Here is a 17,941-nt window from a genome sequence, read left to right on the forward strand (position 1 = left end):
CGTGCCATAGCCTCAAAATCGATAAGATGCAGAGAGCGCGAATAGGCGCCAGTCTTTCTTGGTGGCAAGTGGGTTACTGTTTTCTAAACTTGATAGCCAACCAGTACCTTTGACCTTGTGAAATTCCGCCCTTAACAGAAAATTGTCACTGACATCCCAGCGTAGGCCTAGGGTCCAGTCTTTAGCGTAGCGCGAATGAGCAGGCAGTCCTGTAGCCGCCGAGAATTGTTTCCCTTCTCGATCACTCTTGTCCCAAACTAGATCATCATAGCGAATAAAGGCTTCCCAAGCTGGAGCTAGGCGATAATCATATTGTAGGAAGTAGCTGTGTCCTACGGATTTCACGTTGGCAGGCAATATCGATGCGAATAGCTCAAGGCGGCGATTGGCGAACTCACCTGTGAGACTCCATTTTTCTGCATTATATTGGCCAAATATCAATAAAGGCTTAAAGTTAAAGCCCGCAGATTCGATTGGGTCAACTTCAGCGGGCTGGTAGTTAACATCAATGGAGCCTGCTGCGAGCCCGAGGCGAACACGATCTAAATCGTAACTGTAGATCGCGCGCGCGAACCAGGTGCTGCGATCGCCTTCTAGGCCGCCAGGATTATCAGTAAAGAATATTGCCGGCTCTAAGTCAGGGTCTCTGGTTCTAGGCTTTACAGATAGTATTTCAAAATCTAGCCCGCTATTGCTAAATTCTTGTTGATAATAAAGGCTGGCACCATCCGAACTAAGCGCCAAGTTTCGATTAACATCAAAATAAATAGACTGCGGCAGTAGGATGCTTGGGCGTGTATGTACAACATCTCTGGTGTCGTTGTACATGCCGTATGGGTTCAGTAGGCGCCCGAGTTTTACGCCAGCATTCGCCGAATCGCCGCGCCAAAAGTTATAATCTAAGAATGCATAATCCACCCTGACTTTGCCATCATCTGTGGCTCCGGCATCTCGAGCGAGGATTTGGCCTGCCAGTTTGAGATTTGGGCTTAACTGCCAAAGACCGTTTAAGCCCGCTTCGTAGAATTCAAAGCTGGTGTCTTCTGAGTTGCCAAAGAAGTTATTGTCGTCACTGTGTAACACGGTTTGAGTGGCGAAACCGTGCACTTGAATATTGCCTAGATCAGTATCGAAATTCACCGCCATCGCTGGGGTGGCCGCTATCTGTGCCAATACTGAGAAGGCTGTGATGGCTGTTTGCAATCCTTTCATTGAATTTCTAATACCTTAACATTTTGATCAATATTGTGTTGCTGAATGTAACCGATGGCATTTTCTGTTTCGGAGATTAATCTCAGCATCTCTGTTTCTGAACCGACTACCGTGGGGGCTAAGCCGGTCCCTGAATAGACTCGGCGCTCCCATATTCGACGTAAACTGTAGGGATAGGTTTGCAAGACATCTTTCGCAAAGCGAACATGCAAGGGGTCTTTATCTTTCAGCACAAAGACTTTGATTTGCTTACCATCTTTCCATGTGGTGGTTCGCATTCCAAAGATAGATTTTAAACGTGGTGCCGAGAGACTAGCTGCGTCGACTTTCTGGTGAGCAATCACCGCTATATTGGGTGGGTTTGCCACAGCACTCTCGAGGATACATAGCATCAGCAGCAGGCTGCAAAGCGTGTATCGCCGCAAAGAGGCGTAGGCACTGCCAAGAAACGCGGGCTTATTTCTAATTGCTATTTTTTGCATAGTCCGTATTTTTTTTAATGGCTGTAACTTTATTTGGATTTTCAGTGGTTTTATCTAAATGAAGAATATCTTCATCTCTTAAAAGCTGTTCGGCAGGCTTGCCGATGTAATAGCCTTGGGCGTAATCAATGCCGAGCTCCCTGATTAGCTCAAGAGATTCAGCATTTTCTACAAACTCAGCGACGGTCTTCTTACCTAGGCCTTGGGCAACATTATTGATCGCCTGTACAAAGAGGTAATCTTCCTTGCTGGAAGCTAGGTTGCGTACAAAGGAACCATCGATTTTTACATAGTCGACGGGCAATTCCCTTAGATAAAACCACGAGGCGTAACCCTTACCGAAGTCATCAATAGAGAATAAATAGCCCATGCGCTTACAGCTGTTAATGATATCGGCGGTAATATGAACATCTTCAACCGCGGCAGTCTCTGTGAGCTCAAAAATAATTTTTCCGTGAAGGCTTTCACGGTTCATGGTTACTTGGGTGAGGCTTTGTATAAATTCGCCGCTAGCCAGCGCTTTGGCGGAGATGTTAATAGCAATATGTATATCTTGCCCTTGGCTTTGAAAGCGCGACAGGTCTTTGATGGCTTGCTGAACAACATATTGATCCAGTTCCATGATTAAGCCGGTCTGCTCGGCGATAGGTATAAATTGCCCGGGTGGGATAATGTTACCATGCTCATCGAGCATGCGGACTAAGGCTTCGTAGTGCGAGATGCTCTTCTCGTTGACGTTGTAAATGGGCTGGTAGTAGAGTACCAAACGCTCTTCGTCCAAGGCGCTGCGTATGCGGGCCTGCCAGTCCACAGTTTTTACTAGCTCGCCTTTACTGCTGCTAGACGCTGAATACATTTGCCAGTTACTGCGGCCATTATTGTTGGCTTTGGCCTTGTACATAGCCAGATCGACATTGGCCATGAGCTCTTCGACACCTTGTCCGTGGGCAGGGAATTTAACAATTCCGGTACTGATAGATATCTTGTGTTTTAGGCCGTTTAAATCTACCTCAATGCTGCCGACGATGTCGCAGAGCTTTTGGGCCAAAATAATAATGCCTTCATCGTTAATCTCTTCAACTAACAATGCAAACTCATCTCCGCCTAGTCGTGCGAATACATCGATATTACGTACACCAAGAGATAGATGATTTGCAACTTCACAAAGTAGCCTATCACCGGCTGGGTGGCCAGAGGTATCGTTAATCACCTTGAATTGATCGATATCGAAGAAGAACAGTGCGCCGGCTCGCTTATTGCGATGACTGCGCTTCAAAATTTGTTCAAACTCACGTTGAAAGTGGCGACGATTGAACAGTTTCGTAAGGTGATCATGATCGGCCAGCCAAGCCAAATTATCCTCAGCGGCTTTGCGGCCGCTAAGGTCAATACCGACCGTTAAGATCATTTCCTCTTTGCCGGGTAGTAAGCTGTGCTTCCATTGCATATAGTAGTTTTGTCCGCGCAATGACAGCTCGCCTTCATGTTGAAAGCTGTTTCCTGGCCCCTGGCTTAGTGCTGCAATGCCATGGTTTACAATTTCGTTTTCTCTAAAACCAAAGCAATCTATAAAATTGAGTGAATCTTTACTTTGATTGTCAGCGCTCATGGCAACGCCCAGCAAATTGCAGCCTTCATTGTTAATGAGATGAATCTTGCCATCTTTATCTTGGGTGAGAATAATGGCCTGAACGTTATTGATTAGCGTAGTTGCGAAGTTCTTTTCAGTTAACAGTTCCCGGCTTCGAATTTTTAGCCCCCTGGTTCGGAGCTTTATTTGCTCATCCATTTCAGCGAGTTTTTCTGCTAGATCTACGCTAGAGTCCTGTAAGTTATGGATTTCATTGCGTAGCAGAATCGAGCTTTCAGAAACTTTGGGAAGCAACTCTAGTCGATTCCTATCGTTACGGGCCAACTCGGGCAATACTGTGGCTACTTTTTTGAGCTGGCTCATCGGGCGCCAAAGTATCCAAAGCAGCGCTATTTCTGCACTGATCAAAATAACTAAGGCCGCCCATAATAATGTGCGAATGGTAGAGTTTAATTCATTTAAAGGGACACTAACGTCCTCAATAATTAAAACCGAAGCCTGCTCCGAGGGCGTTTGACCACTTAGGTTTATGGCTGCGAGCTCTAAATTTTGTTGTTTGTAAGCTAAGACTCTGCGTTGGTTAACTAAGTTTTGGAAAGCTGTACTGGAACTGAGTGTCTGCAAAGCTTGCTGTGCACTCGGACCGCCGGTTAGGGCTACGATGTCGTGTTGCCAGGACGGTAGGCTGCGAAGGGTTGTTTGAGCACTACTTCTAGAGCCATTTTGAGGGATTAAAATTCCGACATCAGCGGCTGTAGATTGCTGAAATTCAATGACGGCATCGACCAATGATTTCACTAAGATCATGACACCGTTTTGATTGGTATCAATAAGCACTGGTACGGCCACTACCTGCCAGCATGAATGCCGGCATAGGATTTTGTCCAATGGTGATTCAGAGCTGTATACTGCATTTAGCCATTCTTTAGGGAGCAGTGATTGCATGGTGGGTAGGCCAAGATGTAACCAGGGCTCTTGTTCGCTGCCATACAGAAGGACGGCATCTACTTCCCATTCGAAATTCAATTGGTCCCAGTTGGAATGAATCGAGTCGCTTAGGCGTTCTCTAAGAGAATTCGGCTCAGTTCGCTGAGCGGCCTGCCCTTGTAAGTGGCCGGCAAGGTGTAAGAGTTGCCCTTGGATTGAGAGCAGGGCGGTGTTAATAGAGCGTTGTCGGTCTTTTAAAATCCTTTCACGCTCTTGAATAAATGTTTCTTCGAGGTTTTTTTGCCCAAAGCTAGTAATTAACCCGATTCCCAAGAATAGAATCAGGCTGACACTAATAGCTACTTGCCACTTTAAACTTAAAAAACCTGCTCGCATCTAGCTATTTCCGCTATACCTATAATTCGCAAAATGTTTAACTTCGGCTAACAGTTTCAAGCGCTATCCTTGTCAAGTCGAAACTAGTCTAAATGTACCGGTTTCCTAACCTGGTCTTACCTCCATGTTTTACTGGATGACGTTTAAGACCTCTAACGGTAAGTGTCATCCTTCAGCATTAATTTTTAATAGTATTATTGACTGATAAATTATATCCGATATAGCGCCTTTTCGCTCGCGAGTAGGCCTTCATTATAAAAAAAGTGGCACACGTTCCCGCTTGTCGAAAGGAGGCTTGTGGTGACACTTGCTTCTAATGAACTAGGTCTCGCAAGAAAAACTCATAATGTTTATGGTGCTAAAGAATGATTTTTTCCTGTCATTGCTCTCTAACTGGCTGTTCCAGTCATCAAATTCAGTCTGCGATACAAAGTTGTTTTGCAATGCCTTCTGCATCATTGCTGAGTGCTGCGATAATAGCAGCCATAGCTGGTAGTCATAAGACTGCAAGCTCCTGATCTCTATATCTACCTTTTCTAAGCCAGCAGCTTTGAGCTGTCCAGGTAAGCGCCGCGCAGAATAACCATTGTTTAAAAACTCGCTAGCAAAGTAATGACTGGTTCGACGTTCTAGTTCGTCCATACCATTATTGACTGACATGCTGGCCCAATCCGTCTCTACTATAACCAGTCTTCCCCCAGGTTTTGCAACGCGTAACATTTCTCGCAAAGCCTTTTCGGGCTCTTCCAAATGCATAAATAAGCGCTCGGCCCTTACCGCATCAAAGCTATTATCCTCGAACGGTAGGTCGTAGCTGTTGGCATGCTGGTGTCGCGTCCTGTCACTGCATTCCTTTTGCTCAGCTAACTTATCGGCTTGTTCGATCATATCTTTATCAAAATCTACACCGACAATGTTTTTAATTTCGGGGTTCAGTTGGGCTATGGTGGTGGTGTCAATGCCAGTTCCGCAGCCCACGTCAATCAAAGATTGAATGCTGTTTGCACGCAATTTTTCGTAGCTATCTAATTTTATTGGAGCAAACATTTGTGCGGCTTGGTTCAAATAATCCTGGTTTACATAACCTTTGTTTTTGTTCATCATGGATTCTGCTTTGTTAATGGTGTGCAAAAAGATAAACCATATCTTAAGAAAATAATATTACTTTGACATAGCTTATTAAAAGAATTGTTGTTGTCTGTAAGAGAGTAGGATCTCCTTGGGGTCGACTGTGGGTGTTTGTTTTCGCAATTAGTTAGGAGGGAGTAGGATGACCTTGCTGGACCATTTTGAAAAATTTTATGATGTTAAAAGAGCTTTTAATCCGCACGACTTAGAACAGTGTTATCGGATTCGACATAGCGTTTTTTGTCGTGAACTTAATTATTTTGACGCCGATGACTACGAGATAGAAGTCGACGAGTATGATGCTCATTCTGAACACGCGCTGTTGTTGCATAAGCCAAGTGGTAAAGCCGTAGCCTGTGCTCGAATTATCGGTGGTAGTATGGACATGCCCGAAAAACCATTGCCCTACGAGACCGTTTTCAAGGATCATTTGAATCGTGAACTGTTCGACCCTGATGTGTTTCTGCCAGGGAAGATCATTGAGTTCTCGCGTTTAGCAGTATTGCCAGAGTTTAGAGGGCAGGTTCGTAGAGACGCTACTCTTCCAGAGAATGCTGACTTATTAGAAGCTTGCAAAGCACCAGTGGTTCTCTTAGGCCTCTTTTCAATTTGTGTTTCCCTCTTTGTAAACTCAGAAGCGGAGTACGGTGCAGCGATGATGGAGCCTCGTTTGGCTCAGCTTATAAAGCAATCTGGATTTAAGTTTGAGGAAATTGGCGACCCTGTTAAACACTGTGGCTGGCGCTCGCCGTTTTTATTTGAGCGTGAGATTTTTATGCGCAATATCAATCGAGAGGTCTCCGATCTATTTCGAGAGATTGATAAGAGATTATGCGAAGATAAGGCTAGTCAAATGCTGTCAATAAACGGCGCGGAAAAAATAGCCTAGCCTGTTTTTCTTAGTCAAGCGTAGACAATTGATAAGCTGCTATAGCGCAAGCCGTTGCAAGGTTCATGGAGGAGTTTTTGCCCCGCATAGGGATATGAACGGCGGCCTCACAGGCGTTAAGCAGTTCATTATCTAAACCATGGTTTTCAGAGCCTGGTATTAAGCAGATGCCCATCGAGTCAGGCTTTTTTTGAAAGTTGGCAATCGCTTCACTTTGCAAGCTTAATTCAAGTGCAGCAGTTGTTATCTTTGAAGTGTTCAGTATTTCAAAGACTTCTTGGTAGCTCTGATGTTGGCTGTAGCTCACATAGAGTTCGGCCGAGCGTGAGGCCTTGCGCAGTTTGCGGTTGGGCGGTGCTGCCGTGCTGCCGCTCAAATAGATGTGTTGGCAGCCAAGGGCATCAGCGCAACGAAAGATAGCCCCTACATTACTGGGCGACTCGATGTCATGTAGTAAAAAGTAAATTGCCGTTTTGCTGGCGCTACTTTGTTTGTGCTCATGATGTTGCAGCTGTCTATCTTTTGTTGTCATAGCTTAATTTAATATTGTGTGCTAACGCCTGCTGTACAAAGAGGTTTTCAATATCTATGCGGCTGCGCAAGCGCTTAAGTTTATCGAAAAAAGTTTCAGCTTCTGGGTAGCTACGTTGAAGATACATAAACCATTGCTTTAAACGATTGCCGCAATACTTTTCGGGATATTGAGTCAGTCCCTTTTCGAAAAAGCTATGCAATATGGGCAGTATACTGCCCCATTGCCATGGAATATGTTGATCGGGGTTTTTTATCTGTAGGGCTAGATCAGGACGAGCCAGGAGTCCTCGGCCTATCATAAAATCTACGCAGCCACTTTGTTCAGCGCAGCGCTGCAAATCCTCTGGGCTCCATATTTCACCATTGGCGATAACAGGGATACTCAGTTGCTCCCGAAGTGGGCGCAGTTCGCTCCAATAGGCCGGTGGGCGGTAGCCGTCGACTTTGCTACGTGCATGTACAACTAATTGCTGAGCACCGCCTTCTGCAATGGCTAATGCATTATCTAAGCCCAGACTACGATCTTTAAATCCAAGGCGAATTTTAGCGGTCACATCGATGTCACTAGGTACAGCATTTCTGACTGCTTTAACAATATTGTGCACCCGTTCTGGCTCTTGAAGGAGTTTCGCTCCGCCGTCATTACGGTTCACAGTTTTGGCCGGACAGCCAAAGTTCAGATCGATACTATGGGCTCCCAAGCTTGCGGCTTTAGCGGCATTGTAGGCCATGGCTTCAGGGTTGCCCCCGAGTAACTGAAAGGCCACTGGAGTATTGGCTTGGGTTTTACTGTGATGTTCTAGCTCAGGGCAAAGCTTTATAAAAACGCGCCTAGGTAGGCGTTGATCACAGATGCGCAAGAATTCCGTGACGCAGGCATCTAGGCCGCCAATGTCGGTGAGCATTTGACGCATCTGGAAGTCGACAACACCTTCCATTGGAGCTAGGAATAAACGCATAAGCTTCGCAAAAAAGCAGGCATTCTACTGTAATTGGCGAAGTATCTCTAAGCGCCTCCCGCATAAAGGCCTTATTTCTTGTAGTTTGGGATGTGGGTTTAGGTGATTTCAGACGAAACGTCTATCGTAAGTTGTTGAATTTTATGAAAAATGTTTTTTGTAGTGTTTTTGTAGTTTTGTAGTAAGCGCGAAAATTTGCTTACCTTGACCGATCAAGATACATTCTCCAAGCTCACTGATTTGGCCCTGTAGTGAGTCGCAAGCTTTATTTGCGAGTGTTTAAAGGGCTGTTAACAAAAGCCTTCATTCTGCTTCTATCTATATGAAGCGGATCAAAGAGCGTATAAAAGAAACGTATAAACTTGCCTTGAGCGAGCTTCGTATGATTTCGAGGAGACCACCATGTCAGCAAGCCTAATGCAGCAGGGTTTTGACCTGATGCTATTCGGGATGGGAACGGTATTCGTATTCCTAACCCTGCTCGTAGTATCCGTGACGGTTATGTCGTCGGTTATTCAAAAGTTTTTCCCTGAAGCGGAACCTGAGGCGAGACCAGGGCCTTCACCTGCGGCCCCAGCCCAAGTTAACGATCCAAAGTTGATCGCGATTCTTCAGGCTGCCATTGAGCAGCATCGAAACAAATAACAGCCCACTAGAAATTAGGAAGCCAGCACTAGCTAGGCACCAGTTAAAGGCACCATTATGAGCGAAAACAAGAAACCACTAGGCATTACCGACGTAGTGTTACGTGATGCCCACCAGTCCCTATTTGCCACCCGTATGCGTATCGACGATATGCTGCCCATCGCTGAGAAGCTTGATCAAGTCGGCTTCTGGTCATTGGAAACCTGGGGTGGTGCGACCTTCGACGCCTGCATCCGTTATTTGGGTGAAGACCCATGGGAGCGTATTCGCGAGCTGAAAAAAGCCATGCCGAATACCCCAATGCAGATGTTGTTCCGCGGCCAGAATATTTTGGGTTATCGCCATTACGCTGATGATGTTGTCGACAAGTTTGTAGAGCGTTGTGCCGTAAACGGTGTTGATGTGTTCCGTGTTTTCGATGCCATGAACGATATGCGTAATATCGAAACAGCGTTGAAAGCGGTTAAAAAGCAGGGTAAACACGCTCAGGGCACCATCGCTTACACCTTAAGCCCAGTGCATACTATTGATATGTGGGTTGATCAGGGTCGTCTAATCGAAGATATGGGCGCTGATTCTATCGCCATTAAAGATATGGCGGGTTTGCTAACGCCTTACGCCGGTTATGAGCTGGTCACCAAGCTTAAAGAAGCTTGTAATATTCCGATTCACATGCAGTGTCATGCCACTACCGGCCTTTCTACAGCGACAGCTTTGAAGTGTGTGGAAGCGGGTATCGATAATATCGACACGGCTATTTCTTCTATGTCCATGACCTACGGTCACAGTCCAACAGAATCTATGGTTGCTATCTTGCAAGGGCAAGATCGTGATACCGGTTTGGATTTGGCACTATTGGAAGATATTGCTAATTACTTCCGAGAAGTACGTAAGAAATACGCTAAATTTGAAGGTTCATTACGTGGTATCGATGGCCGTATTTTGACCGCTCAGGTTCCTGGCGGCATGTTGACCAATATGGAAAACCAGCTGCGTGATCAGGGTGCTGAAGACAAGTTTGCCGATGTACTGAATGAGATTCCTCGCGTACGTGAAGATTTGGGCTTTATCCCGCTAGTAACTCCAACTTCGCAAATCGTTGGTACACAAGCGGTGCTAAACGTTCTAACCGGTGAGCGTTATAAGTCAATCTCCAAAGAAACCCAAGGTGTATTGAAGGGCGAATATGGCGCAGCGCCTGCGGCCTATAATAAGGAACTGCAGGATCGCGTTTTGGATGGTGCTGAAGCCATCACTTGTCGCCCAGCGGATTTACTAAAGCCTGAATTGGATAAGCTAACGGCTGAGCTGCAAGAGTTAGCCAAAGAGAAGGGTGTTAAACTGGAATCAGGTGAGCGTGAAATCGACGACGTCCTCACTTACGCCTTGTTCCCGCAAATCGGCTTGAAGTTCCTAGAAAATCGTGGCGATGCATCGGCCTTTGAACCTGTGCCTACTGGCAAGGAAGGTTCTACCGTGACTAACGATGCCGGCGAAGAAGTTTACACTGTAACGGTTGAAGGTGCCTCTTACACCGTAACCGTATCCGATGGCGGAGATCTAACAGGCATTGCTCCAGTAGGTGGTGCAGCGGCCGCGGCTCCAACAGCTGGCGGCACAGTACCGGCCGGCGGTGATCCAGTACCCGCTCCATTGGCGGGCAATATCTTTAAGGTATTGGTCAGCCCTGGCCAGCAAGTAAATGAAGGTGACACCATTATTATTTTGGAAGCCATGAAGATGGAAACTGAAGTAAGTGCACCTAAATCCGGCACCATTGGCAGCATCAATATCAAAGAGGGTGACTCTGTTGCCGTTGGCGATAACCTGCTGACCATCGCTTAAGTTTGGAGGTGATCTAAATGGAAGCGTTACTTGGACTATGGGCAGACTCAGGTCTTGCTCAGTTTACGGGGCCTGGTCAGGTCGTCATGATTGCTATTGGTTTGCTGCTATTGTGGTTGGCCATTAGCAAAAACTTTGAACCTTTATTGTTAGTTCCTATTGGTTTCGGCGGTATCTTGGCCAACATTCCAGGTGCTGGCTTGGCCTATTCGGCGGTGCAAAATGCCCTGATGGGTGGTGGCCCAGAAATGATGGCGGCTATTGCGGGTGCTCTTGAGCTGAGCAGCTACGAAACCTATGCCGACATTAAAGCGGCAATGGGTGATGCCTCGGCTCAGCAGATTTTACTGGCTGAACAGATTGCGGCCAATGCCGGTTATGAAAGCGGCATGCTGTATAAGTTCTACTCGGTAGCGATTGGCTCAACCATTGCGCCCTTGTTGATCTTTATGGGTGTTGGCGCCATGACCGATTTTGGTCCGCTATTGGCCAACCCTCGTACTCTGTTCTTAGGTGCAGCGGCGCAGTTTGGTATTTTTGCAACGGTGTTGGGTGCGGTTGGTCTCAGTGCGATGGGCATCATGGATTTCTCCATTGCCGATGCGGCGGCCATTGGTATTATTGGTGGTGCGGATGGCCCAACAGCAATCTACGTGGCCTCGATCCTGTCTCCAGAATTGTTAGGCGCGATTGCGGTAGCGGCATATTCATATATGGCACTGGTACCTATGATTCAGCCACCGATTATGCGTGCCCTGACCACTGAGGAAGAGCGTAAAATCGTGATGACTCAGCTACGCCCTGTATCGAAGCGCGAGAAGATTGTATTCCCAATCATCGTTTTGATTGCGGTTGCCTTGTTACTACCTTCGGCGGCACCGCTGCTGGGTATGTTCTGCTTTGGTAACTTGATGAAAGAGTGTGGCGTGGTAGATCGTTTATCGGATACTGCTCAAAATGCTCTGATCAATATCACCACCATCTTCTTAGGCCTTTCTGTAGGATCTAAGTTGGCGGCAGATGTATTCCTAGACACCAAGACCTTAGGCATTATGGCGCTAGGTGTTGTGGCCTTTGGTATCGGGACCGCCATGGGTGTGTTGATGGCTAAGCTGATGAACAAGTTCAGCGAACAGCAGATCAACCCTTTGATTGGTTCGGCGGGTGTATCGGCCGTACCAATGGCAGCGCGTGTTTCTAACAAGGTGGGCTTGGAATACAACCCACAAAACTTCTTGTTGATGCACGCGATGGGCCCGAACGTAGCGGGTGTAATTGGCTCGGCGGTCGCTGCTGGTGTGATGATCTCTATTGTGCAGGGAATGGCAGGTTAAGTTACTGCTGTTTCAGCCAAATAAGCCCAGGCCATGGCCTGGGCTTTTTTATTAGAGTGCTCCTTAAGCTCCTAGTTAAGCCCCCCTAGTTAAGCCCCAATTACACGATTGCGACCTTCGTTCTTAGCGGTATACATCAAGCTATCAACTTGATTGAGAATATCGATACCTTCTTGTTCACCATTTGAGCCCAACACGCCCATGCTCAAGCTGATTGGAGCGAGTGAAATTGCTACGGCCTCACGAATTTTTTCAGCCACCACGGTAGCCGCCGCTAAATCGCTTTCTGGCATTAAAATAATAAACTCGTCTCCGCCCCAGCGCGCGAAAATATCCACGTCGCGCAATTGCTGGCGAACTTTTAAGCTTAATGCTTCAAGTACTTTATCACCTTCGCTGTGACCTTTGGCATCATTGACTTCTTTAAAATGGTCCACATCAAACATTATAAGGGCCATTTGATGATCAAAGCGCTGGCAGCGTTTGCGTTCATTGTCGAGTTGCTTAGAAAAGTAACGTCGATTAAAGGCGCCGGTTAAGGGGTCGATTGCCGCAGCTTGTCGTAGCTCTTCAATCAGCAGGGCGCGCTCAGAAATATCTCGCAAGACTGCTGTCATTTCGCTATTGGTGCCGACTTGGATCTTAGAGATAGTAATCTCTAGGGGAAACTCACTGCCATCTTGGCGTACGCCCATAACCGATGCACGAGTATGCATGGGCCTTGATAAAGTAGGTGATTCCCGAAAGCCAGCGACATGGCTGGCGTGATTTCCACGGTATCGAGCAGGAATTAGATTGCTTAAAGATTTGCCTAATGCTTCGTGCTGAGAAAGCCCGAACATTTCACTGGCAGCCTTATTGAACATCTTAATGTTCTGCTCGTCATCAATAGTGATAATGCCGTCATAGGCAGAATTAATGACAGCCTCGAAACGCCGCATGCTAGTTTGTAAGCTATGTTCTAGGCGCTTTTTCTCGCTGATATCTATGCAAGTGTTGAGGACCCTTTGTTTGCCTTCACTGCTAACGGGGGTGTAAACAAAACGCCACCAGCATGTTTCACCATGCCGCTCAATGGCGATTTCGACCTCTTTGGATTCTAGGTCTCGACAGCATTCCTTCATGGCTTGCTTAATATCGGCGATGATATAGCGAGGTAATATCCCTTGCAGCTCATTGCCGAGCTGCCGGGTGACAGGGCCATCGAGTACCTCTTGGTACAAGTCGTTAGCACTGATCAATTGATAAGTGTCTGTACTTCCCTGTTGCCAGATAGATACCGGGGTACCAATAGCATCCAATTGCTCGCTAATATCTGAGTGTGAACCGTTAAAGATCATGGTGTATCCCCAAAGTTTAGGGCCGGTCGGGAAAGCAAGGCAGTATAGTGATGGTAGCTTGAAGAGCAAGACCTTAAAACTAACTTATGTGCCTTTACCGTATCGGCCTAGGAGGATTCCCCTTGAATTGGTCCTTTAGTATTAGCCTTGCGGGCTTAGTAAATGGCTACGTGAGAGTTCTTTTTATTTTTATAGGCTCGATACATGCCTTTAGTGTTGAAGGAGTATGCGATGTTGCCTTGTTTATCTAACACAATAACGCCGCCAGAACCCTGAATGTTAGCAAGCTCCTGATTTATCACCTGATCCGCTGCCGTTTGAATATTTAAACCTTGATATTTGACCCGCGCACAAATATCAGCAGCGACATTGAATCGAATAAAAAACTCACCGTGTCCAGTGGCCGAAACGCCGCAGCTGCGATTGTCAGCCCAGGTGCCAGCGCCGATCACCGGCGAGTCGCCAATACGGCCATAGCGTTTGGCGGTGCGTCCACCGGTGGAAGTACCAGCGGTGATATTACCGTGTTGATCTAGTGCTACGGCACCCACTGTACCCATTTTATAGTCTATTGCTAGATCTTTATCGGTCTGATTCCAGCTGGTTTTTAGTAGCGATTGTTTGGCTTTTTGTAAGGATTTAAAGCGCTTTTCGGTATTGAAATAACGATTCTCCACCAAGGCTAACTGTTGTCGCTTAGCGAATGCTTCGGCACCCCGGCCAGCCAGAAATACATGTTCTGACTTCTCCATAACGGCACGAGCGAGAAGAATGGGATTTTTAACGGTTTGCACCCCAGCGATGGCTCCGGCTTGTAGGTTTTTACCCTCCATGATGGAAGCGTCGAGATCATGCTGGCCGTCGAAATTGTAGACAGCGCCCTTGCCGGCATTAAAGAGTGGGGAGTCTTCAAGGATGGTGATGGCAGCAACCACAGCATCCATGCTCTCCCCACCTTTGGCGAGAATAGCGTAGCCTTTATCGCGCGCCTCTTGCAGCTTCTTTTTGTAGGCAGCTTCTTGTTCAGGGCTAAGCTGAGCGGCTTTGATATTACCGGCGCCACCGTGGATCACAATAGCGATATTGTCCTTATCTGCTGCGCTTGAGCCTAGGCTCCACAATAATAAGCTGATTAAGGCTAGGCTGATTCTAAATATTTGAAATTTACTCTTAATTTTCATCTTTACTCTTCAGAAAAGCAGTAGCTGGCCGATAGCGCCTGCGAGGGTTGTTTGGGAGAAGCAGTCAACGCCCGTAGCCACGGAAGGCTGACGTTACTCATAGGAGTGTATTGTGAATTCGATCAGTATGAAAGCCTTACTTGGCTACTTGGCTGTACTCATTGTTAGCGCTATTGCTGCAGTTTTTCTTTTTGCAGACGCCAATAATGTTGGTCAGCGAACCAAATATTTTGTAGATGAAACCCTTCCTGCAGTTTCCACGATTGAACAGCTTGGACAACAGGTAGATAAAATTCTTATCGGCTCCTATGCCTTTTACAGTACCAGCATAGATAAAGAGCAATATCAGCAGCTCACAGCTAAAAGCTTTAAAGTCATTGATAAGGCTCTGCAATTAAAAGCACTCGGTGTTGAGCGAGATAAACTCTCTCGAGGTGTGACTCAAATTCGCACTAAATCGGAAACCTTATTGGCAAATATGTCCACTGAAGAAATCGATTGGGATGCGGCGCGAATTACCTTGTCTGAATTACAAGAAGAGATTGATACTTCTCACAAGGATCTGCATCAGATAAAGCTTTCTCTGGAGCGAGAGGCCAATGAAAGTGCAGCGATGATTCGAGCAGATGTTAATGAGATTACTACTCTGGTGCTGATTATGTTGGCATCCATCAGTGTAGTGGCCATCGGTGCATTTTGGCTAAGTCGGCAGACAATCTCAAAACCTATATCAAATTTGGCTGACAAATTAACCTTGGTTGCTGAAGAGCTGAATCTTCGTGAGCAGCTAGTTGTTGGTGGTCCAGAAGAAATCAGCAGAGCATCATCCAGTGTTAACAACTTATTGAGTAGTGTTCAGTCGGCCCTCACAGATGTGCAAAAGGTCAGTTACGGAGTAGCCTCAGCTTCGGAAGATATGCAGGGGCACTCTGGTGATACAGATCAACAAGTTGTGCAACTTAATGGTGAAATCGAGCAATTGAATTTGCGAATGAAAGATCTTCGGTCTTCAGTTGAGGAAGGTTTGCAGCGCTCTGAAGAAAGTTATAAAGCCGCTCAAAAAGGTGCAGAGGTTGTTGAAGGTGGTGCGGCGCAGGTGCGCGCGACGGCAGGCAGTGTGGTGGAGCTGTCCCATAATATTGAAGCTTCATCGCAGCAGCTTGGTGAGCTTCGTAATACCGGTGATCAAGTTTCCAGTGTTGTTGGAACCATTGCAGAAATTGCAGAGCAAACCAATTTGCTTGCACTAAATGCAGCGATTGAAGCTGCTAGAGCAGGAGAGTCGGGTAGAGGCTTTGCAGTAGTTGCCGATGAGGTTCGCACATTGGCGAATCGTACGCAGCAGTCAACCGAAGAAATTAACAATATGTTAACGTCTCTGGTGAACGCTATAAGCACGGTAGTTGCCTCGATGGAACACAATAGTAATCAAGCTGAGCAGTCCGCTAAGATGTCTCAGGAAACCGTGGCGACCTTGAATCAAATTCAAGAAACCATATTGGACTTAAGCCAATCTAGTCGAACAGTAGCTGAGTTGAACAGCGGCGCAAGTAATAATGCACGCTGTATTGAAAGCCAAGTTGAAGAGTTTTCAATTCTAGGCGCCGCTGTGCAGCAAGGCTCGACCGAAACCAAAAAGACGGCCGGTGATCTGAGTCAGTCCGTAAGTCGTTTAAATGAATTGGTTGGTCGATTTGGTTTGTAAAAGAAGGGTCCTAAAAGCAGATTTATAAAACAAAAAGGGCCTGAGTTAAGGCCCTTTTTTTTGCTTATTACGACATGGTCAAGCGCATTGATAAATCAACAGCTTTGCAGTCTTTGGTAAGTGCGCCGATGGAAATATAGTCGACACCTGTCTCTGCAATTCCCACCAAGGTGCTTTGATTAACATTACCAGAAGCTTCTAGCTTTGCTTTATTTGCATGGCCGCCATTAATAGCGACTGCCTCGCGCAGCATGTCATTGTCAAAATTATCAAGCATAATAATGTCGGCCTTAGCTTCTAAGGCTTGCATCATTTCGTCGATTGATTCCACCTCAACTTCGACCGCTTTTCCAGGCTGATTAATCTTAGCTTGGTTAATAGCCTCTGCAATGCCACCGCAGGCGGCGATATGGTTTTCTTTAATCAGATAGGCATCAAACAAACCAATACGGTGGTTATGGCAGCCGCCTTGGCTGACGGCGTATTTCTGTGCCATGCGCAGCCCTGGGATAGTTTTGCGGGTATCCAAGATACGAACCTGGGTATGCTCAACCATTTGTGCATAACTTTGGCAGCTGCTAGCTGTACCAGAAAGCAGTTGTAAGAAATTCAGTGCGGCGCGCTCTCCGCTTAACAAGCTGCGGGCCGAGCCGCTGAGAGTGTATAACAAGCTGTCGGCGCTAACCTTATCGCCATCCTGTACATGCCAGTCGATCTTTACGCTAGGGTCCAGCTGGCGAAAAACTTCATCCACCCAAGCTACTCCACAGACCACACAGTCTTCTCTAGTGATAACCTTGGCGGTCGCTTGTTGCGTGGCGGGAATCAATGCGGCGGTAATGTCACCATCACCAATATCTTCTAGCAGTGCAGCACGTACATTGCGGCTGATATCTTCTGTGAGCGAACTGAGCTCCATTGTTTGTCTCTTCTGTAAGTTACAAAGCTAGGCATTATACCATAGCGGCTGTGAGTCTTAATTGGGGGCTTTAAGTTGGCGTAGGCTAAGGGTTCGCCCTTGTTGACTAAACTCCAGTTGTCCAAGTGCACTCATGCCTAGCAGTATCTCCTCGCCTTTCATGCCAGTGGATATGCTAGCTGCGACATTTTGTAATTGAATATCTCCAAGTTCTAGGCTTTCAATACGGCTCATATAAACGCGAGACCGCCCATTGGCGGTTTGCGCATAGCCGGCCTGGCCTTTTGGCATACCCAGCTTGCGAGCCAATGCTTCAGGCACTGCGACCAGCGTTGCACCGGTATCCAATAAAAAGCGAACATTCTTGCCGTTTACCTTGCCCTGGCTGAGGTAATGTCCTTGCCTATTTGCGCTGAGGTCGACACGGATCACTTGCCCCTCCCTTTGACTTAAAGGTTGATAGCGCTGTTCTTGGCGATTTTCCAGCCAACTATTAAAGCCAAAGCTCAGCAGCACTAAAAAGCACAACCAGGCCAAATACATCATTCCTCGGCCCATTTTGTCAGTGCTTGGATCAGGGGGAGTTTGGTGATCTGTCATGCTCTTGTCTCTGGGTGGTTTTGGTTCGCCGGTTGAATTAAGTGATGCCCGGTAAAAAGGGCGCCAGCTTATAGCCGCGAGAGTGTGCTTCAAGTCAAATTATTATCAAACATTCTAACAGTACGTCGTTTTTATGCCCATTTGTGAATAATTAATACTATTATCTTAAAGGAATAGCGGCATAGGAGGCCGGATTTCTTTCGTCCGCAATATCAATCATTGTTGGACATTTTATGCTCACCTAGGGACTCTGC

At 46.7% G+C, this 17,941-nt stretch carries 15 protein-coding genes; 5 read left to right on the forward strand and 10 right to left on the reverse strand.

The window, feature by feature from the left end; genetic code table 11:
• Window positions 1–12: 12 nt before the first annotated feature.
• The 4 genes from Q1A08_RS08080 to Q1A08_RS08095 all read right to left on the reverse strand — a co-directional run bounded on the left by Q1A08_RS08080 (window position 13) and on the right by Q1A08_RS08095 (window position 5,712).
• Window positions 13–1,212, reverse strand: coding sequence for a hypothetical protein (locus tag Q1A08_RS08080; RefSeq protein WP_299771661.1), 1,200 nt, complete (start codon window positions 1,210–1,212; stop codon window positions 13–15).
• The gene (locus Q1A08_RS08085; RefSeq protein WP_299771663.1) at window positions 1,209–1,580 is read right to left on the reverse strand and encodes a hypothetical protein; all 372 of its coding nucleotides are present in this window, start codon (window positions 1,578–1,580) and stop codon (window positions 1,209–1,211) included. The genes Q1A08_RS08080 and Q1A08_RS08085 overlap by 4 nt, the downstream gene beginning before the upstream one ends.
• A 94-nt stretch (window positions 1,581–1,674) precedes the next feature.
• Window positions 1,675–4,608: an EAL domain-containing protein gene (locus Q1A08_RS08090; RefSeq protein WP_299771664.1), complete on the reverse strand. Its 2,934-nt coding sequence runs from the start codon at window positions 4,606–4,608 to the stop codon at window positions 1,675–1,677.
• A 321-nt stretch (window positions 4,609–4,929) separates the two neighbouring features.
• The gene (locus Q1A08_RS08095) at window positions 4,930–5,712 is read right to left on the reverse strand and encodes a methyltransferase domain-containing protein (protein WP_299771666.1); all 783 of its coding nucleotides are present in this window, start codon (window positions 5,710–5,712) and stop codon (window positions 4,930–4,932) included.
• Between the two features lie 166 nt (window positions 5,713–5,878).
• Between Q1A08_RS08095 and Q1A08_RS08100 the strand changes: the two genes are divergently transcribed.
• Window positions 5,879–6,625 carry a PEP-CTERM/exosortase system-associated acyltransferase gene (locus Q1A08_RS08100; protein WP_299771668.1) on the forward strand — a complete coding sequence of 249 codons (747 nt, stop codon included), beginning with the start codon at window positions 5,879–5,881 and terminating at the stop codon, window positions 6,623–6,625.
• Between the two features lie 10 nt (window positions 6,626–6,635).
• Here the strand turns inward: Q1A08_RS08100 and Q1A08_RS08105 are convergent, their stop codons facing one another.
• Together Q1A08_RS08105 and Q1A08_RS08110 are read right to left on the reverse strand one after the other, a co-directional pair.
• On the reverse strand, window positions 6,636–7,157 hold the full coding sequence (locus Q1A08_RS08105) for a TrmH family RNA methyltransferase (RefSeq protein WP_299771670.1): 522 nt from the start codon (window positions 7,155–7,157) through the stop codon (window positions 6,636–6,638).
• A complete protein-coding gene (locus Q1A08_RS08110) occupies window positions 7,141–8,118 on the reverse strand; it encodes a tRNA-dihydrouridine synthase (protein ID WP_299771672.1) in 978 nt (325 codons plus the stop codon). The genes Q1A08_RS08105 and Q1A08_RS08110 overlap by 17 nt, the downstream gene beginning before the upstream one ends.
• A 402-nt stretch (window positions 8,119–8,520) precedes the next feature.
• Between Q1A08_RS08110 and Q1A08_RS08115 the strand changes: the two genes are divergently transcribed.
• From Q1A08_RS08115 to Q1A08_RS08125, 3 genes are read left to right on the forward strand one after another with little or no spacing between them, the layout of a single operon-like run.
• Window positions 8,521–8,763, forward strand: coding sequence for an OadG family protein (locus Q1A08_RS08115; RefSeq protein WP_299771674.1), 243 nt, complete (start codon window positions 8,521–8,523; stop codon window positions 8,761–8,763).
• Window positions 8,764–8,820: 57 nt separating this feature from the next.
• Window positions 8,821–10,608, forward strand: a complete 1,788-nt coding sequence (oadA, locus tag Q1A08_RS08120) for a sodium-extruding oxaloacetate decarboxylase subunit alpha (RefSeq protein ID WP_299771676.1) — start codon at window positions 8,821–8,823, stop codon at window positions 10,606–10,608.
• Between the two features lie 17 nt (window positions 10,609–10,625).
• A complete protein-coding gene (locus tag Q1A08_RS08125) occupies window positions 10,626–11,942 on the forward strand; it encodes a sodium ion-translocating decarboxylase subunit beta (RefSeq protein ID WP_299771678.1) in 1,317 nt (438 codons plus the stop codon).
• Between the two features lie 89 nt (window positions 11,943–12,031).
• On the opposite strand, the gene Q1A08_RS08130 is transcribed toward Q1A08_RS08125, so the two are convergent.
• Together Q1A08_RS08130 and Q1A08_RS08135 are read right to left on the reverse strand one after the other, a co-directional pair.
• On the reverse strand, window positions 12,032–13,282 hold the full coding sequence (locus Q1A08_RS08130) for a sensor domain-containing diguanylate cyclase (protein ID WP_299771680.1): 1,251 nt from the start codon (window positions 13,280–13,282) through the stop codon (window positions 12,032–12,034).
• Between the two features lie 155 nt (window positions 13,283–13,437).
• Entirely contained in the window at window positions 13,438–14,463 is a 1,026-nt protein-coding gene (locus Q1A08_RS08135) for an isoaspartyl peptidase/L-asparaginase (RefSeq protein WP_299771682.1), read from the reverse strand.
• 112 nt (window positions 14,464–14,575) lie between these two features.
• Between Q1A08_RS08135 and Q1A08_RS08140 the strand changes: the two genes are divergently transcribed.
• Window positions 14,576–16,168, forward strand: coding sequence for a methyl-accepting chemotaxis protein (locus Q1A08_RS08140; protein WP_299771684.1), 1,593 nt, complete (start codon window positions 14,576–14,578; stop codon window positions 16,166–16,168).
• 67 nt (window positions 16,169–16,235) lie between these two features.
• Here Q1A08_RS08140 and nadC read toward each other — a convergent pair whose 3' ends face one another.
• Both nadC and Q1A08_RS08150 read right to left on the reverse strand, forming a co-directional pair.
• Window positions 16,236–17,087, reverse strand: coding sequence for a carboxylating nicotinate-nucleotide diphosphorylase (gene nadC / locus Q1A08_RS08145; protein ID WP_299771686.1), 852 nt, complete (start codon window positions 17,085–17,087; stop codon window positions 16,236–16,238).
• A gap of 57 nt (window positions 17,088–17,144) precedes the next feature.
• Complete coding sequence (locus Q1A08_RS08150; protein ID WP_299771688.1) at window positions 17,145–17,687, reverse strand: TIGR02281 family clan AA aspartic protease; 543 nt, start codon at window positions 17,685–17,687, stop codon at window positions 17,145–17,147.
• Window positions 17,688–17,941 lie beyond the last annotated feature (254 nt).

The sequence above is a fragment of the uncultured Pseudoteredinibacter sp. genome, assembly GCF_947500695.1.
Lineage (GTDB): Bacteria > Pseudomonadota > Gammaproteobacteria > Pseudomonadales > Cellvibrionaceae > Pseudoteredinibacter.

What these genes read in the sequence shown, in the direction of transcription:
- Q1A08_RS08080 (WP_299771661.1), bottom strand. Translation starts at nt 1,212, where the DNA reads ATGAAAGGATTGCAAACAGCCATCACAGCCTTCTCAGTATTGGCACAG.
- Q1A08_RS08125 (WP_299771678.1), top strand. Translation starts at nt 10,626, where the DNA reads ATGGAAGCGTTACTTGGACTATGGGCAGACTCAGGTCTTGCTCAGTTT.
- nadC (WP_299771686.1), bottom strand. Translation starts at nt 17,087, where the DNA reads ATGGAGCTCAGTTCGCTCACAGAAGATATCAGCCGCAATGTACGTGCT.
- Q1A08_RS08130 (WP_299771680.1), bottom strand. Translation starts at nt 13,282, where the DNA reads ATGATCTTTAACGGTTCACACTCAGATATTAGCGAGCAATTGGATGCT.
- Q1A08_RS08110 (WP_299771672.1), bottom strand. Translation starts at nt 8,118, where the DNA reads ATGCGTTTATTCCTAGCTCCAATGGAAGGTGTTGTCGACTTCCAGATG.
- Q1A08_RS08150 (WP_299771688.1), bottom strand. Translation starts at nt 17,687, where the DNA reads ATGACAGATCACCAAACTCCCCCTGATCCAAGCACTGACAAAATGGGC.
- Q1A08_RS08100 (WP_299771668.1), top strand. Translation starts at nt 5,879, where the DNA reads ATGACCTTGCTGGACCATTTTGAAAAATTTTATGATGTTAAAAGAGCT.
- oadA (WP_299771676.1), top strand. Translation starts at nt 8,821, where the DNA reads ATGAGCGAAAACAAGAAACCACTAGGCATTACCGACGTAGTGTTACGT.
- Q1A08_RS08105 (WP_299771670.1), bottom strand. Translation starts at nt 7,157, where the DNA reads ATGACAACAAAAGATAGACAGCTGCAACATCATGAGCACAAACAAAGT.
- Q1A08_RS08090 (WP_299771664.1), bottom strand. Translation starts at nt 4,608, where the DNA reads ATGCGAGCAGGTTTTTTAAGTTTAAAGTGGCAAGTAGCTATTAGTGTC.
- Q1A08_RS08115 (WP_299771674.1), top strand. Translation starts at nt 8,521, where the DNA reads ATGTCAGCAAGCCTAATGCAGCAGGGTTTTGACCTGATGCTATTCGGG.
- Q1A08_RS08135 (WP_299771682.1), bottom strand. Translation starts at nt 14,463, where the DNA reads ATGAAAATTAAGAGTAAATTTCAAATATTTAGAATCAGCCTAGCCTTA.
- Q1A08_RS08095 (WP_299771666.1), bottom strand. Translation starts at nt 5,712, where the DNA reads ATGATGAACAAAAACAAAGGTTATGTAAACCAGGATTATTTGAACCAA.